We start from the raw sequence: 14204 nt of genomic DNA, 5'->3' as shown, positions 1-14204 counted from the left end.
CGGCCGGGGATGCGAGGGTGCGGGGCGCGTCGCAGGGTGGAGCCATGGCAAATCCCCCGATCGTCATCCACCGGCCGACCCCCTCGGGCGGCCGCCGGGTGACCGTGCACTACGAAGGCCGGGACGAGATACTCGGGCTGGCCCACAGCGACCACGACGTGATCGTGTTCCTGAGCGAGGCCGGCCTCGAAGAAGCGGACCGGATCCTCGACAACCCGGTCTGGGTGGAGTGGCGGGGCGGGCGGGCCCACAGCTACGAAGCGGCCTGAGTGGACTCCGGGCTCCCGAACAGTTCGCGGATCTCGTCGGCGTCGGTCTCCCGCAGCTCGTCGTCCAGGAAAATCCACCGGGTGATGCCCACGGATTCCAGGAACGGCAGGTCGTGGCTGGCGATGAGCAGCGCGCCTTCGTATGCCTCCAGGGCGCTCGTCAGCTGGCGCACGCCGGCCAGATCGAGGTTGTTCGTCGGCTCGTCCAGCAGAAGCAGCTGCGGGGCCGGGGCGGCCAGCATCGTCGCCGCGAGCGCGGCCCGGAAGCGTTCGCCGCCCGAGAGCGTGCCCGCCGTCTGCTCGGCACGGGCCCCCTTGAAGAGGAACCGGGCGAGCTGGGAGCGGATCTGGTTGTCGGTGGTCCCCGGGGCGGTGCGGGCGACGTTGTCGGCGACGCTCAGGGCGTCGTCGAGGACGTCGAGCCGCTGCGGGAGGAATTTCAACGGCACCGTCGCCGTGGCCTCTCCGGTGCTCGGCGCCAGCTCCCCGGTGAGTGTGCGCAGGAAGGTGGTCTTGCCGGCCCCGTTGCGGCCGATCAGGGCGATGCGCTCGGGTCCCCGCACCTGGAGGCTGCCCTCGCGCAGCCGCCCGTAGGGGAGGCTCAGGTCCCGTACGGTCAGGACGGTGCGGCCCGCGGGGACCGCGGTGTGGGGCAGGCTCACCTTGATCTCGGCGTCGCGGCGAATGGCTTCGGCGGCTTCCTCCCTGCGCTCCCGGGCCTCGTCGAGGCGGTCCTCGTGCAGTCCGCGCAGCCGGTCCCCGGACTCCTGGGCCGAACGTTTGCGCTCCCCCGCGACGATGCGCGGGGCCTTCCGCTGCCCGTCCAGCTTCTTGTCGTGGCGCTGGCGGCGGGCCACCTTGATCCGGGTCTCCTCCAGCTCGCGCTGCTGACGGCGTATGTCGGCGTCGGCGGCGCGCAGCATCCGTCCGGCGGCTTCCTGCTGGGTGGCGAGGGCTTCCTGGTACGCGGACCAGCCGCCCCCGTACCAGCTGACCGAGCCCGACCGGAGTTCGGCGATGCGGTCGACGCGCTCCAGCAGGTCCCGGTCGTGGCTGACGACGATCAGGATTCCGGTGCGCCAGGAGTCGACGGCGTCGTAGAGCCGGCGTCGGGCGAACAGGTCCAGGTTGTTGGTCGGTTCGTCGAGAAGGAGGACGTCCGGGCGTTCCAGGAGCAGCGCGGCCAGACGCAGCAGGACGGTCTCCCCGCCGGACAACTGCCCGACGGTGCGGTCCAGTTCGACGCCGCCGAGCCCGAGCGAGCCGAGGGTGGCGAGCGCGCGTTCCTCGACGTCCCAGTCGTCGCCGACGGTCTCGAAGTGCTCCTCCCGTACGTCGCCGGACTCGATGGCGCGCAGGGCGGCCCGCCGCTCGGCGATACCGAGGGCGGCGTCGACGCGGAGGCCGGTGTCCAGGGTGATGTTCTGCGGCAGGTAGGCGAGGTTGCCGCCGATGGTGACGGACCCCGACGCGGGACGCAGGAGTCCGGCGAACAGGCGCAGGAGGGTCGACTTGCCGGCGCCGTTGGCCCCGGCAAGTCCGGTGCGGCCCCGGGGGACGGTGAGGGAGAGCCCGTCGAAGAGGTTCGTGCCGTCGGGCCACTGGAAGGTGAGGCCGGAGGCGGCGACGGAGGCGCCGGGCGCGGTGGGATGGCTCATGGGGTTCTCGCAGTCGGAAGCGGAGGAACAAGGGGGCTTCGTATGCGAACAGCACGCGGCGACCCGGCCCGGGGGCCGGAAGGCGGTGGGAGGAACAGTCCTGCGAAGGTGAGGGACGGCTCAGCACCGAGGTCGCATCCACGCGGAAGTCACGGGCGGCAGACATGCCGACAACGTCGTGACCGTGTACGGGCCAGGGCCGTACCGCGCGATGATCGCGGACCTCAGATGCGCAACGTCCACCTCTATCGGAGACAACAGGACCCGCTCAGCGTAACGGAGGATCTTGCAAGGCGTCGAGGGGATTTGTTTACGGAGCGCTCTGCGGAGCCGTGGCCGGAGCCGGGGAAGCAGAGGTGTCCTGGTGCTCCGTCGCGTCCTCGGGGGTACGCCGGCGGGGCAGCCGAACGCCCGGAGGCACGACGGGGGTCCGGCGGATCGCGAGGGTGCCGAGGACGACGGCGAGACCGGCGAGGGCGAACCCGTAGGGCGGGGTGGCCCCCATGGGGTGCGTCTCGTACACCAGGGCCGCCGAGAGCACGATCAGGACGGCGGAGAGACGGCCGTACGGTGCGGTCGCGGCGGCGACGGCCATGCCCCACAGCAGGTACCAGGGCTGGACCATGGGCGAAAGCGCGACCAGCACGAGCAGCGAGAGGCCGAGGGCGTGGGCGGGCGTGACGGTGCCGCGCATCGCTCGCCGGGCCAGAACGAGGATCAGGCCGAGTGCGACGGCCAGGCCCAGTGTCTGGACGGCGGACTTGACCGGTTCCGCGTCGACGTCGAGCAGCAGGTGGGCCAGCTCGCCCAGTCCGAGGCCGAGGTCGCTGGTGACGGAGAGCGCGGTGTGGATGTTCGCGGCGACGCCCTGGGTGTCGAGCCAGCCGAACCCGGTGCCGCTGACCAGCGTGGCCCCTCCGGCGACCGCGCAGGCGATCAGGCCGGGCGCGAGAAGCCCCTTGGCCCAGCGGCGCCACTCGGGCCCCGTCGCGGCGGCGTGCACGAGGACCCCGATGAACAGCAGCGACACGGCCGCCGGCGACTTCACCATCATGGCGAGTCCGACCAGCGCGCTGCCCGCGATCCACTTTCCGCGCAGAGCGAGGACGAAACCGGCGAGCATCAGGCCGATCATCAGCCCGTCGTTGTGCACGCCGCCGACGACATGGATCAGCAGCAGCGGGTTGAGGGCTCCCAGCCACAGGGCGCGGCTCTCGCTGCGGCCGTGTTCGCGCGCCAGGCGGCGCAGGGACCAGACGATCAGGGCGAGCGAGGCGAGCGCGACGAGGCGCATCGCCAGGACGGCGGGGACGATCGTGCCGCCGGTGGTCCAGGCGACGGCGGCGGAGATCAGCAGGAAGAGCGGCCCGTAGGGGGCGGGGGTGTCGCGCCAGTGGTTGCCGACGCTCGCGGCGGCGTCGCCGCCGATGCCGCCGGGGTCCAGGGCGGAGGGGCCGACGGTGTAGACGTCGTGCCCTTCGACGACCATCGAGCCCTGGGCGATGTAGCTGTAGACGTCGGCGCTGTAGAGCGGGGGCGCGAGCAGGAACGGGGCCGTCCACCAGGCCAGCGTGACGAGGGTGTCGCGGGCGGTGGAGGCGGTCTTGCCGTACTGCCACCAGGCCACGACGAGCACGGTCAGCCCGATGTAGGCGAGGGCGGCCGCCACCGCCTTCGTGGCGGACCCGTGGTCGGTCCACAGGCCCCAGGGGTCGTGGACCGGCAGCTTCCCGGCGAACCAGCCGCCGCCGACGACCGCCAGGGATCCCACCGCACCCAGCCGCCGGTACCCGACCGCGCTCAAAGCCCACATGACCGGCCAACCTATCGGACGGCCGGGACCGGCCGGCAGCCCTCCCCCGGCTCGTGGGAAGGCCGGAGAGGGGCTTGGGCGTCACCCGGCCTTCGTCACCTCACGTCACCGCGCCAGTCCCACTGGTGGCTGTCCGGCGACCGCGGCCCGTACTCGGCGCGTCCGCCGGGGCCGTAGGCGCCGATCTCGGTGACCAGCCCGACGCCGTCGCGCAGGTCCGCCTCGTCCCAGCCCGTGACGTCGAGCAGCAGCCCGTCCAGCGGGCCGCCGACCAGCTCGCGGTAGTCGTGCCCCGGCCTCGGTCCCGGGCGGGGGTCGTCGTGGTCGGTGCCGTACACCCGTCGCTGCCTCATCAGCTCGTCCATGCGGGCAGCATCCCACCGAGCACTGACAACGGCTCGGTACGAGCGTCCATCCGGCCACCGTCGGACGGCAGGCCGTCCGGGTCCGGGCCAGGGGCCGACGGGCCGCCGGGCCAGAACCGCTGGGCCGCCGCCGGAAAAGAACGCGCGACCGTCCTGCGGCTGTGACACGCTCCACCGGTGACCATCCCACCGCGCCTGATCCCCCTGCTGGAGCAGTTCGACTTCGCCTGCGAGCGGCTTCTCGCCCGCCTGGCCGGTCCTGTCATGGACAGCGGCAACGGCATCGACATCGGCGTCACCCCGCTCGGCGACGACGAGTACCTCTGGGAACCCGTGCCCGACTGCTGGTCCGTACGCCGTCGCGGCGACGGGCCCGGGGCGCGGGCGACCGCGCTGGCCGGAGCCGGTGACTGGGGACGGGACGCGGCGGACTTCCCGCATCCGTTTCCCCCGCCGTTCACCACGACCGCGTGGCGTCTGAGCCATCTCTCCGAGATGCTCACCCTCCGCGCCGACCACACCCACGGCAGCAGGTCGCTCACCCGCGAGGGCTACCGCACGCCCGGGGACGCCGCCGGGGCGGTCGCCGCCTTCGAGGCCGCGTCCGCAGCCTGGCGCGAGGCCCTGCTCACCGCGGACGACGCGGCCCTGGACACCGTCGGGTACAGCGCGTATCCGAACGGCAGCGACGCCGAGGATCCCTTTGTCGATGTCGTCTGGTGGGTCAACCAGGAGGTGCTGCACCACGGCGCCGAGATCTGCCTGCTCCGCGATCTGTACCGCTCGCGCCCGTCCTGAGCCGAGCGCCACCGCAGGCGTCGCCGCAGTCGCCGCCCGGGGTGGCCCGCCATATGATTCAGGGACTTAACGCACCGCGGAGCGGCACATGAACCGGCGTCGGACTTCCCGCTCAGCCAGCGCCGAGGACCTGCTCAACACCTTGCAGGACCTCACCGCGCGCGCTCGGCGCGAGGTGGAGTTCCACCAGGCCAGGGTGGAACTCGCGCAGGCCCTCCAGCGGGACATGCTTCCGGCGGCCCTGCCCACGCTCCCCGGTCTTCAGTCCGCGGCCCGCTACGCGCCCGCCCGCCACGGCCTGGACATCGGCGGCGACTGGTACGACGGTTTCCCCCTCGCGGACGGGGCGCTCGGCTTCGCCGTCGGCGACGTACAGGGTCATGACGTCGAGGCGGCCGCCTTCATGGGCCAGGTCCGGATCGCGATGCGGGCCATCGCGGGCACGGCGTCCGATCCGGGCGAGATCCTGGGCCGGACGAACGATCTGCTGGTGTCCGTGGACTCGGGGCTGTTCGCGACCTGTACGTTCCTGCGGCTGGACCCGACGACCTGGGAGCTGCACAGCGCCCGGGCCGGGCACGTGGCGTCCGTGTGGGCGACCACGGGGGGCCGGTCCGGCGTCACGGAGGACCCGGGCGGCATGCCGCTGGGCATCGAGCCCGGCGAGGGCTATCCCGTCACCCGGCACACCCTCGAATGCGACGGGGCGATCGTGCTGCTCACCGACGGGGTCGTCGAGGGACCGTCGCTGGTGATCGAGGACGGCCTGGAGCGGGTCCGGCAGCTGGTCGCCGCGCACGCCTCGGTGAGCGCGGCGCAACTGGCCGACGAGGTCCTGGGCGCGGCGGAGGTGACGGGGCACGAGGACGATGCCGCCGTCCTGGTCCTGCGCCATGCCGCCGCCCGCCGCGGAGGGCGGTGACGGCGGACCGTACCGCGCGTGTCACCTGCCGACTGCCCCCGCGGTCGGTGTCTGATGAGTGGTGTGATCCGCAGCAAGGAAGCCAGACGTCGGGCCGTGTACGTGGCGCAGATCCTGGGCGTCGCGGGCGCCTACTACCTGGTGGGGCGGGTCGGGCTGATGCGCCAGGTCGTCATCGACGGCGCGGTCGTCACTCCGCTGTGGCCGCCCACCGGTATCGCCCTGGCAGCGCTGCTGTGCCTGGGCGTCCGCGTCTGGCCGGGCATCGCGCTGGGCACGCTGGTCACGGTCACCGAGATCGGCGACGCGTTCACGGTGAGCCGTCTGGCCATCATGTTCGGCAACACGGTCGCCCCGCTGGCCGCGTACGCCCTGCTGCGGAAGGTCGGTTTCCGCAATGAGCTGGTCCGGCTGCGGGACGGGGTCTGTCTGGTCTTCCTCGGCGCGTTCGCGGGGATGCTGATCAGCGCCACCATCGGGAGTTTCACCCTGCTGCTCGACGACAAGGTTCCGCCGGGGCGGTTCTGGCTGGTCTGGTCGTCCTGGTGGGCGGGGGACGCGATGGGCGTCCTGGTCGTCACCCCTGTCCTGCTGGTCCTGCGCAGGGCGCGGTGGCCACGCCGGAGCGACCGGTGGCTGGAGGCGTCGATCCTCGCGGTCGTCGTGTTCGTGTCGTCGTGGATCGCCACGCACAGCTCGCTGTCGATGGTCTATCTGGTGTTCCCGGTGATCATCTGGTCCGCCCTGCGTTTCCAGCTGCCGGGCAGCGCACCGTGCGCCCTGGTCGTCTCGGTGCTCGCCATCCTCGCCGGTACGGACGCGCTGGGGCCGTTCGCCGGGCACAGCCTGATGCAGATCATGGCCAACCTGTCGCTGCTGAACGGATGCGTCGCGCTGACCGCGCTGCTGCTCGGGGCCATCGTGGCGGAGCACCAGAACATCCGCCGGGAGACGGAGTACGCCGTCGAGGAGCTGGAGGCCCTGGTGGAGCAGCTCGCGCCGCTGTCGGGGCCGGACCCGGGACGGTACGAGGACAGACCGCGGCGGCACGGCCCGCTCGACGGCGGCCCGCACCCGGATGATCCGTAACGCGGACGATCCGTGGTCAGTACGGCAGGGGGCGGCCGGACGGGGTGCGCAGATCGAGCGGCGGCGGCCCCGAAGGGGGCGGGGGACGACGGACGACGACTCGGATGCGGCCCAATGCCACCACCTCCTCCTGGTCAACCGGTATGTGCCCAGTCGGCGCGGCTTCACACGTCCCGCGGGCACCCGGTCCGTCGGTCCGGGGCTCGCGGTGTCCCGGCGCAGATGCGGGCAGCGCCCGGTGCGGTGACCCTTGATGTGTGGGGGCGCACCGTCGACGAGGAGGACGTATGTCCGCGATGGACAAGATCAAGAAGATGCTCAAGGGCCACGAGGACCAGGCCGGCAAGGGCATCGACAAGGCAGGCGACATGGTCGACGACCGTACGCACGGCAAGTACAAGGGCCACGTCGACACCGCCCAGGACAAGCTCAAGCAGCAGCTGGGCTCGGACCGCGACCAGGACGGGCCGCACCGCACCTGAACCGGTCCACCGTGACCGGGCGGCCGATGTCCGGCCGCCGCCCGACCCGCGCACCGGTCCGTGTCATGGATCACCTTCCGTGACGTGGACCGGTGCGCGGAGTGTGCCCGGGCCGCCGCGCACGGTGGCGAAACGGGCCTGCCGGGTCCGGGCTGCGGAGGTCCGCGGCGAAGGTTTCCGGGGTTGCTCGCCGGATTCTTGTTATCGTCCCGCCCTCACCCCATCTCCCGAGTGTGGGAAGTGACAGCACCGGACCCCGGAAGAGTGAGCACAGCATGGGCAAGGATCACCCGACGGTCTTGATCGCGGCCGCGCAGGGCGGCGATCAGCGGGCCAAGGACCAGCTCGTCTCGGCGTACCTGCCGCTGCTGTACAACGTCGTCGGACGTGCGCTGGACGGTCATGCGGACGTGGACGACGTGGTGCAGGAGACGGTGCTGCGCATGCTTCGGTCCCTGCCCGAACTGCGCGACCCGGAGCGCTTCCGTTCCTGGCTGGTGGCGATAGCCATGAACGAGATACGCGCGCACTGGCGCGAGAAGCAGGCGGGCGCGATACCGGCGGACCGGCTGGACGCCGCGTACGACCTGCCGGATCCCCGCGCGGACTTCGTCGAGGTGACGATCCTGGAGCTCGGCCTGACCGGTCAGCGGCGGCAGGTGGCGGAGGCGACGCGCTGGCTGGACGAGGACGACCGCGCCCTGCTGTCGCTGTGGTGGCTGGAGACCGCCGGGCATCTGTCCCGCGCCGAGGTCGCCGCCGCTCTCGAACTCACCCCGCAGCACACCGCCGTACGGGTGCAGCGGATGAAGGCCCAGCTGGAGGCGGCGCGGGTCGTGGTGGGCGCGCTGGCGGCCGAGCCGCCGTGCGTGCTGCTGGAGGACATCACGGCCGGCTGGGACGGCGTCCCCTCCGCCCTGTGGCGCAAGCGGCTGGCCCGCCATGCCCGCGAGTGCACGGTGTGCTCGGGTCATGGCTCGGGGCTGGTGCCCGCCGAGGGGCTGCTGGTGGGTCTGGCGCTCGTTCCGGTGGCCGCGGCGGCGGGGGCGGGTGCCGCTCCCGAGCTGCTCGCCACGGCGGCGCACCTCCAGGCCCCCGCTCCGGGCGCCGACGGCGCCGGGGCGGGCCGCGCCGAGCGCAGACGGCTACAGGCCCGGCGGCGCCGCCGTAACTCGGCCGTCGCCGCTGTCGTGGCGGTCGCGGCGCTGGGCACGGGCGGCGCGGCGGTGCACCTCTACACCGATGGCGACGACCGGGACGCGACGACCGTCACGGCCGACGCCCCGGCCCCCCGTACGGAACTGCCCACGTCGACCGTCCCGACGCCGTCCCCCTCCCCCACGGCGTCCGAGTCCCCCAGCCCCTCGGAGTCTCCGAGCCCGTCGCGCAAGCCGAAGCCCAAGCCGAAGCCGAAGAAGAGCACGACGCCGCCGCCCGCGCCCAGCTCCGCCGCCCCGGCTCCGAAGCCGGCCCCGCCCACGCCCGCGCCGCCCGCACCGTCGGGGATGGCCGAGCAGGTCGCCGAGCTGGTCAACGCCGAGCGCTCCAAGGAGGGCTGCGGATCGGTGTCCGTCAACAGCCTGCTCAACACGGCCGCGCAGCGGCACTCCGCCGACATGGCGGCCCAGGACTACTTCTCCCACACCTCGCAGGACGGCAGGGACCCGGGCGACCGGATCACCGCGGCCGGATACCGGTGGTCGACGTACGGCGAGAACATCGCCAAGGGTCAGCGGACGCCGGCCGATGTGATGCAGGCCTGGATGGACAGCCCGGGGCACCGTGCGAACATCCTCAACTGCTCGTTCAAGGAGATCGGCATGGGGAAGGTGGACTCCGGCGGCGGTCCGGTGTGGACGCAGGTGTTCGGGGCCCGCTGAGCCGGCGCGACGCGGGCGGCGCACGCGGCGGATGCCTACGATGCGGTCATGATCGCTGAACTGGAGTGCGTGGTCCTGGACTGCCCGGACCCGAGGGAACTGGCCGCTTTCTACGCGTCGTTGCTGGGGGGCGAGGTCGACCGTCCGGACCGGCGGTGGGGGTGCGACGCAGAGTGGTCCACGCTGCACACGCCCGGCGGGCTCGTCCTCGCCTTTCAGCGGGTGGCGGGCCACCGGCCGCCGAACTGGCCGGGCCAGGAGCCGCCGCAGCAGTTCCACCTGGACTTCGGCGTGACCGACCAGGAACGGGCGCACGAGGAGGTCCTGGCGGCCGGGGCCTCCCTGCTCGACGCCGGGGACGAGGCGCGCGGCTGGCGTGTGTACGCCGACCCTGCCGGGCATCCCTTCTGCCTGGTACGCCACTGACCGCTTCCGGTTCCGCTTCTGCGCCCCGGGCCCGTGCGGTGCGGCCGGGTGACCGGCCGCACCGGGGAGCTCCGGGGCGCGGTGGGGCGGTGGTGCCTCGCGGGGTCAGCGGATGGCCAGGGTCACCGCCGTACCGAGGCAGGTCACCGCGCCCACCGCACCGACCGAGACGGCGACGCAGCGGGCCCGGAGCCGTGCGTAGCGCCCGCTGTACTCCTCGCGCAGTTCGTCCGCGCGGTCGCGGATGCGGGTGAGCGACTCCCGCGCGACGGCGACGCGTTCGGTGATGAACACCCGCTCGACGTCCTCACGCTGCGCCGTGGTCAGCCAGGGCAACTGGTCGGTGAAGCGGCGTGCCTGCCGTCGTGCCCGTTCGACCTCGGCGTTCCACAGCAGAAAGCCCTCCAGTTGCGCCAGGCCCCTGGCGCTGTCCTTGTCGGGTTCCATCCGTCCTCCTCTCCGTCGCTCCGTCAGGCCCGGGGCCGGCGTCACCGCTCGTGCGGGTCCCCCGGGGCGACGGTCCTGGAGTCGCCGGGGCGGTTGGTGGCTTCCTCCAGGGAGCGGACCGCCGGGTGGTGCAGGTCGAACGCCGGGGATTCGGAACGGATCCGCGGCAGCGTGACGAAGTTGTGCCGCGGCGGCGGGCAGGAGGTCGCCCACTCCAGCGAACGGCCGTACCCCCACGGGTCGTCGACCTCGATCTTCTTGCCGTACCTCGCGGTCTTCCAGACGTTGTAGAAGAACGGCAGGAGAGACAGGCCGAGCAGGAACGAGGAAATGGTGGAGATGGTGTTCAGCGCGGTGAATCCGTCGGCTTCGAGATAGTCCGCGTAACGGCGGGGCATGCCTTCGGCACCGAGCCAGTGCTGAACGAGGAACGTGCCGTGGAATCCGACGAAGAGCGTCCAGAACGTCATCTTCCCGAGCCGTTCGTCCAGCATCTTCCCGGTGAACTTCGGCCACCAGAAATGGAATCCGGCGAACATCGCGAACACCACGGTGCCGAACACCACGTAGTGGAAGTGGGCGACGACGAAGTACGAGTCGGAGACATGGAAGTCCAGGGGCGGTGAGGCGAGGATGATCCCGGTCAGACCGCCGAACAGGAAGGTGACCAGAAACCCGACGGCCCACAGCATCGGGGTCTCCAGGGACAGCGACCCTTTCCACATCGTGCCGATCCAGTTGAAGAACTTCACGCCTGTCGGCACGGCGATGAGGAACGTCATGAAGGAGAAGAACGGCAGCAGCACCCCGCCCGTGACGAACATGTGGTGCGCCCATACGGTCGCGGACAGCCCGGCGATGGCGATGGTGGCCGCGATCAGTCCGATGTAACCGAAGACCGGTTTGCGGCTGAAGACCGGGAAGATCTCGGTGACGATGCCGAAGAACGGCAGGGCGATGATGTAGACCTCGGGGTGGCCGAAGAACCAGAACAGGTGCTGCCACAGCAGGGCGCCGCCGTTGGCCGGGTCGAAGACATGGGCGCCGAATTTACGGTCGGCCTCCAGCACCAACAGGGCCGCGGCCAGGACCGGGAAGGCCAGCAGGACCAGAACACCGGTCAGCAGGACGTTCCAGGTGAAGATCGGCATGCGGAACATCGTCATGCCGGGGGCGCGCATGCAGATGATCGTGGTGATGAAGTTGACCGAACCGAGGATCGTGCCGAAGCCGGAGAAAGCCAGACCCATGATCCACATGTCGGCGCCGATACCCGGCGAACGGACCGCGTCGTTGAGCGGGGCATAGGCGAACCAGCCGAAGTCCGCCGCGCCCTGCGGGGTGAGAAAGCCCGCCACCACGATGAGCGAGCCGAAGAGATAGAGCCAGTACGCGAACATGTTGAGCCGCGGGAACGCCACGTCGGGCGCGCCGATCTGAAGCGGCATGATCCAGTTCGCGAATCCCGCGAACAGCGGCGTCGCGAACATCAGCAGCATGATCGTGCCGTGCATCGTGAACGCCTGGTTGAACTGCTCGTTCGAAATCAGCTGGATACCGGGCCGGGCCAGCTCGGCCCGCATCACCAGGGCCAGGATCCCTCCCACGCAGAAGAACGCGAAGGAGGTGACGAGGTAGAGCGTACCGATCGTCTTGTGGTCCGTCGTGGTCATCCACTTGATGACCACGTTGCCGGGTTCTCCGCTCCGTACCGGCATTTCGTCCTCTTCGGCGGTATCGGTCTCCACCGATTGCGAGATGCCCCTCGTCGTCACTACGACGCTCCTTCGGTCGACGGCCCGTGTGGACTCGGCGACCAGAATGGACCCGCGGCGATCGGTGCGGTGGGACATCCTTCCCCGTCCGGCGTGAGCGGCCGACAAGGACACTCAAATGGCCTACGGCGCACGCTCCGGCCTCGGTCGGCGCAACGCGAAGCGGATATCAACGCCCGGGAGCCGATCGGATATTCCTTCGCGGAGAACGGAATAGCTCCTCCGGGGCCGGAGTTGGTGAAGCGACAGAACGCACTCCTCTCCACCGGGCAAGCTACGGAAGGTCTGATCCATGAAGATCGGCATCATCGGCGCGGGCAACATCGGCGGCAATCTGACACGGCGTCTGGCCGCCCTCGGGCACGAGGTCTCGGTCGCCAACTCCCGCGGCCCGCAGACGCTCACCGCCCTCGCCGAGGAAACCGGGGCGAAGCCGGTGACCGCGGCGGAGGCCGCGAAGGGCGCCCAGGTGGTCGTGGTCACCGTGCCGTTGAAGGCCGTGCCCGATCTGCCCGCCGGTTTCCTCGACGGCGCGGCGGAGGGCGTCGCGGTCATCGACACGGGCAACTACTACCCGCAGCAGCGTGACGGCCGCATCGCCGCCATCGAGGACGGGCTGCCCGAGAGCCGGTGGACGGAGCAGCAGATCGGCCACCCCGTCATCAAGGCGTTCAACGGCACCTACGCCCAGGACATCCTGGACCGGGCCCGCCCGCAGGGCGCCGCGGACCGGCTGGTGCTCCCGGTGGCGGGCGACGACCCGGCGGCCAAGCGGACGGTGCGCGACCTGATCGACGCGCTGGGCTTCGACACGGTCGACAGCGGCGGTCTGGACGACTCGTGGCGCCAGCAGCCCGGCACACCGGTGTACGGCAACCGGGGTGACGCCGACGCCGTCGTGAAGGCGCTCGCGGAGGCGTCGCCGGAGCGTCCGGCGGAGTTCCGCGCCTGACACCGGACGTTCCGCCGCCCGACACCACGTGTCGGGCGGCTGGCTGGGCGAAGACTCCGGCCGGGCGGGAAACGGGGGTACTCGCCCGGCCGGATCGTCGGCCGCCCATCGGACCGCGCCCTTACGACGTGAATCTACCCGTGAGTAAGGTGTGGGCTCCGGGATGCCGGCTCCACGGTCCGTCCGGCGCCCGGGCGTGGTCCGTCGACGGCCGTGAACAAGGAGTCACGTCATGTCCCGCACCATGTCCGTAGCGGACAGCATCATCGTCGACGCCTCCCCGGCACTGGTCTACGCGCAGCTCAGCGACCCCACGGCGATGGGGCGTTGGAGCCCGGAGAACCGAGGCGCGACCGTGCGGGGCGATCGGCGCGACGCGTACGTCGGCATGGTCTTCGAGGGCCGGAACAAGCGTGGCCCGGCACGCTGGACGACCCGGTGCACGGTGACGGCGGCCGATCCCGGCGAGCGCTTCGCCTTCCGGGTGCACGCGATCGGTCTGCGGCGCCCGCTGCTCCCGGGGCCGATCGCCACGTGGGAGTACCGTTTCGAGGCGGTGGACGGAAGAACCCGGGTCACGGAGACCTGGACCGACGACCGCCGCCGCTGGCCGGACCTTCTCGCCAACGCCTTCGACCGCGTGGCGACGGGCGGCAAGACCTTCGCGCAGTTCCAGGCCGGCAACATCCGTACGACGCTGAAGCGCCTCAAGGCGGCGCTGGAGGCGGATGTGCGGGGAACCGGAAGCTGACCGGTCAGGCGGCCGCGTCACACGAGGGGGCGGATGGGCACCGAGGAGAGCACCGGATTCGAGCCGGCGACCGGCGACGGACCGCCGCTTGCCGAGCCCGCGGCGGCACGGGCCGCTTCGGTGCGGACCGCGTTCGAGGGGCTGCTACAGATCCGTCGGCTCACCGGGACGGGGCGGCCCGACCCCGAGGGCGCGCCGGCTCCGTGGGAGCTGAACCGTCCGGTGCGGGCGGTCGCGCTGGCGTTGGAGAGGTCGGGCGCGGCGCCTTCGGCCGTCGACCCGTCGGGGCGCCGTGTGTCGGCCGGATACCGGGTGAGCGACGGGGAGTCGGCGGGTTCGGTCCGGGTGGAGTGGACCGGGCCGCCCGGCAGCGGCGCCGCGCACGACGAGGAGGAGGCGCTGGCCGGCTGCGCGTCGGCCTTGCGGGAGCTGGGCTGGACCGTGCTGCTCTACCGGGGGCCGCGCAGACGGCGCTACCTGGAGGTGGAGCCGCCGGGCGGGTTGTCCGGCGGGCGCGCCCGGTCGTGAGGCGGTGTTGTCAGACCCATGAGAGATGCTTGACGGTCCGACAGCTCTG

General features: G+C 71.7%; 15 protein-coding genes. 10 read left to right on the top strand and 5 right to left on the bottom strand.

The window, feature by feature from the left end:
* The first annotated feature begins 44 nt into the window (after positions 1-44).
* Positions 45-269 (top strand): hypothetical protein, encoded by a 225-nt coding sequence (locus A3Q37_RS08440; RefSeq protein WP_065480053.1) that lies wholly within the window; start codon positions 45-47, stop codon positions 267-269.
* Here A3Q37_RS08440 and A3Q37_RS08435 read toward each other — a convergent pair.
* The 3 genes from A3Q37_RS08435 to A3Q37_RS08425 all read right to left on the bottom strand — a co-directional run bounded on the left by A3Q37_RS08435 (position 254) and on the right by A3Q37_RS08425 (position 4105).
* Complete coding sequence (locus tag A3Q37_RS08435; RefSeq protein WP_065480048.1) at positions 254-1927, bottom strand: ABC-F family ATP-binding cassette domain-containing protein; 1674 nt, start codon at positions 1925-1927, stop codon at positions 254-256. The two genes, A3Q37_RS08440 and A3Q37_RS08435, sit on opposite strands and share 16 nt — an antisense overlap.
* 310 nt (positions 1928-2237) lie before the next feature.
* Positions 2238-3740 (bottom strand): polyprenol phosphomannose-dependent alpha 1,6 mannosyltransferase MptB, encoded by a 1503-nt coding sequence (mptB, locus tag A3Q37_RS08430; protein WP_065480045.1) that lies wholly within the window; start codon positions 3738-3740, stop codon positions 2238-2240.
* Between the two features lie 95 nt (positions 3741-3835).
* On the bottom strand, positions 3836-4105 hold the full coding sequence (locus A3Q37_RS08425) for a hypothetical protein (protein ID WP_006129434.1): 270 nt from the start codon (positions 4103-4105) through the stop codon (positions 3836-3838).
* A gap of 177 nt (positions 4106-4282) precedes the next feature.
* On the opposite strand from A3Q37_RS08425, the gene A3Q37_RS08420 reads away from it, so the two are divergent.
* The 6 genes from A3Q37_RS08420 to A3Q37_RS08395 all read left to right on the top strand — a co-directional run bounded on the left by A3Q37_RS08420 (position 4283) and on the right by A3Q37_RS08395 (position 9702).
* On the top strand, positions 4283-4903 hold the full coding sequence (locus A3Q37_RS08420) for a DinB family protein (protein WP_065480040.1): 621 nt from the start codon (positions 4283-4285) through the stop codon (positions 4901-4903).
* Between the two features lie 88 nt (positions 4904-4991).
* The gene (locus A3Q37_RS08415; RefSeq protein WP_065480037.1) at positions 4992-5825 is read left to right on the top strand and encodes a PP2C family protein-serine/threonine phosphatase; all 834 of its coding nucleotides are present in this window, start codon (positions 4992-4994) and stop codon (positions 5823-5825) included.
* 63 nt (positions 5826-5888) lie between these two features.
* Positions 5889-6914, top strand: coding sequence for an MASE1 domain-containing protein (locus tag A3Q37_RS08410; RefSeq protein ID WP_176711374.1), 1026 nt, complete (start codon positions 5889-5891; stop codon positions 6912-6914).
* A 287-nt stretch (positions 6915-7201) separates the two neighbouring features.
* Complete coding sequence (locus A3Q37_RS08405; RefSeq protein WP_065480030.1) at positions 7202-7396, top strand: antitoxin; 195 nt, start codon at positions 7202-7204, stop codon at positions 7394-7396.
* A gap of 275 nt (positions 7397-7671) precedes the next feature.
* Positions 7672-9276 (top strand): sigma-70 family RNA polymerase sigma factor, encoded by a 1605-nt coding sequence (locus A3Q37_RS08400; RefSeq protein ID WP_065480025.1) that lies wholly within the window; start codon positions 7672-7674, stop codon positions 9274-9276.
* Between the two features lie 48 nt (positions 9277-9324).
* On the top strand, positions 9325-9702 hold the full coding sequence (locus A3Q37_RS08395) for a VOC family protein (protein WP_065480022.1): 378 nt from the start codon (positions 9325-9327) through the stop codon (positions 9700-9702).
* A gap of 105 nt (positions 9703-9807) precedes the next feature.
* Here the strand turns inward: A3Q37_RS08395 and A3Q37_RS08390 are convergent, their stop codons facing one another.
* On the bottom strand, positions 9808-10149 hold the full coding sequence (locus A3Q37_RS08390; protein WP_065480017.1) for a hypothetical protein: 342 nt from the start codon (positions 10147-10149) through the stop codon (positions 9808-9810).
* A 41-nt stretch (positions 10150-10190) separates the two neighbouring features.
* Positions 10191-11867, bottom strand: a complete 1677-nt coding sequence (gene ctaD, locus A3Q37_RS08385) for a cytochrome c oxidase subunit I (protein ID WP_107471509.1) — start codon at positions 11865-11867, stop codon at positions 10191-10193.
* A gap of 349 nt (positions 11868-12216) precedes the next feature.
* Here ctaD and A3Q37_RS08380 point away from each other — a divergent pair, with 349 nt between their 5' ends.
* From A3Q37_RS08380 to A3Q37_RS08370, 3 genes are all read left to right on the top strand, one after another.
* The gene (locus A3Q37_RS08380; protein WP_065480011.1) at positions 12217-12876 is read left to right on the top strand and encodes an NADPH-dependent F420 reductase; all 660 of its coding nucleotides are present in this window, start codon (positions 12217-12219) and stop codon (positions 12874-12876) included.
* Between the two features lie 232 nt (positions 12877-13108).
* Positions 13109-13627, top strand: coding sequence for an SRPBCC family protein (locus A3Q37_RS08375; protein ID WP_065480007.1), 519 nt, complete (start codon positions 13109-13111; stop codon positions 13625-13627).
* Positions 13628-13660: 33 nt separating this feature from the next.
* Positions 13661-14155 (top strand): hypothetical protein, encoded by a 495-nt coding sequence (locus A3Q37_RS08370; protein WP_065480002.1) that lies wholly within the window; start codon positions 13661-13663, stop codon positions 14153-14155.
* Positions 14156-14204: the final 49 nt, after the last annotated feature.

Source organism: Streptomyces sp. PTY087I2, from assembly GCF_001687325.1.
Lineage (GTDB): Bacteria > Actinomycetota > Actinomycetes > Streptomycetales > Streptomycetaceae > Streptomyces.
This window is presented reverse-complemented; position numbering and strand designations above follow the sequence as displayed.

What these genes read in the sequence shown, in the direction of transcription:
- A3Q37_RS08400 (WP_065480025.1), top strand. Translation starts at nt 7,672, where the DNA reads ATGGGCAAGGATCACCCGACGGTCTTGATCGCGGCCGCGCAGGGCGGC.
- mptB (WP_065480045.1), bottom strand. Translation starts at nt 3,740, where the DNA reads ATGTGGGCTTTGAGCGCGGTCGGGTACCGGCGGCTGGGTGCGGTGGGA.
- A3Q37_RS08415 (WP_065480037.1), top strand. Translation starts at nt 4,992, where the DNA reads ATGAACCGGCGTCGGACTTCCCGCTCAGCCAGCGCCGAGGACCTGCTC.
- A3Q37_RS08405 (WP_065480030.1), top strand. Translation starts at nt 7,202, where the DNA reads ATGTCCGCGATGGACAAGATCAAGAAGATGCTCAAGGGCCACGAGGAC.
- A3Q37_RS08440 (WP_065480053.1), top strand. Translation starts at nt 45, where the DNA reads ATGGCAAATCCCCCGATCGTCATCCACCGGCCGACCCCCTCGGGCGGC.
- A3Q37_RS08390 (WP_065480017.1), bottom strand. Translation starts at nt 10,149, where the DNA reads ATGGAACCCGACAAGGACAGCGCCAGGGGCCTGGCGCAACTGGAGGGC.
- A3Q37_RS08395 (WP_065480022.1), top strand. Translation starts at nt 9,325, where the DNA reads ATGATCGCTGAACTGGAGTGCGTGGTCCTGGACTGCCCGGACCCGAGG.
- A3Q37_RS08425 (WP_006129434.1), bottom strand. Translation starts at nt 4,105, where the DNA reads ATGGACGAGCTGATGAGGCAGCGACGGGTGTACGGCACCGACCACGAC.
- A3Q37_RS08435 (WP_065480048.1), bottom strand. Translation starts at nt 1,927, where the DNA reads ATGAGCCATCCCACCGCGCCCGGCGCCTCCGTCGCCGCCTCCGGCCTC.
- ctaD (WP_107471509.1), bottom strand. Translation starts at nt 11,867, where the DNA reads ATGCCGGTACGGAGCGGAGAACCCGGCAACGTGGTCATCAAGTGGATG.
- A3Q37_RS08380 (WP_065480011.1), top strand. Translation starts at nt 12,217, where the DNA reads ATGAAGATCGGCATCATCGGCGCGGGCAACATCGGCGGCAATCTGACA.
- A3Q37_RS08375 (WP_065480007.1), top strand. Translation starts at nt 13,109, where the DNA reads ATGTCCCGCACCATGTCCGTAGCGGACAGCATCATCGTCGACGCCTCC.
- A3Q37_RS08370 (WP_065480002.1), top strand. Translation starts at nt 13,661, where the DNA reads ATGGGCACCGAGGAGAGCACCGGATTCGAGCCGGCGACCGGCGACGGA.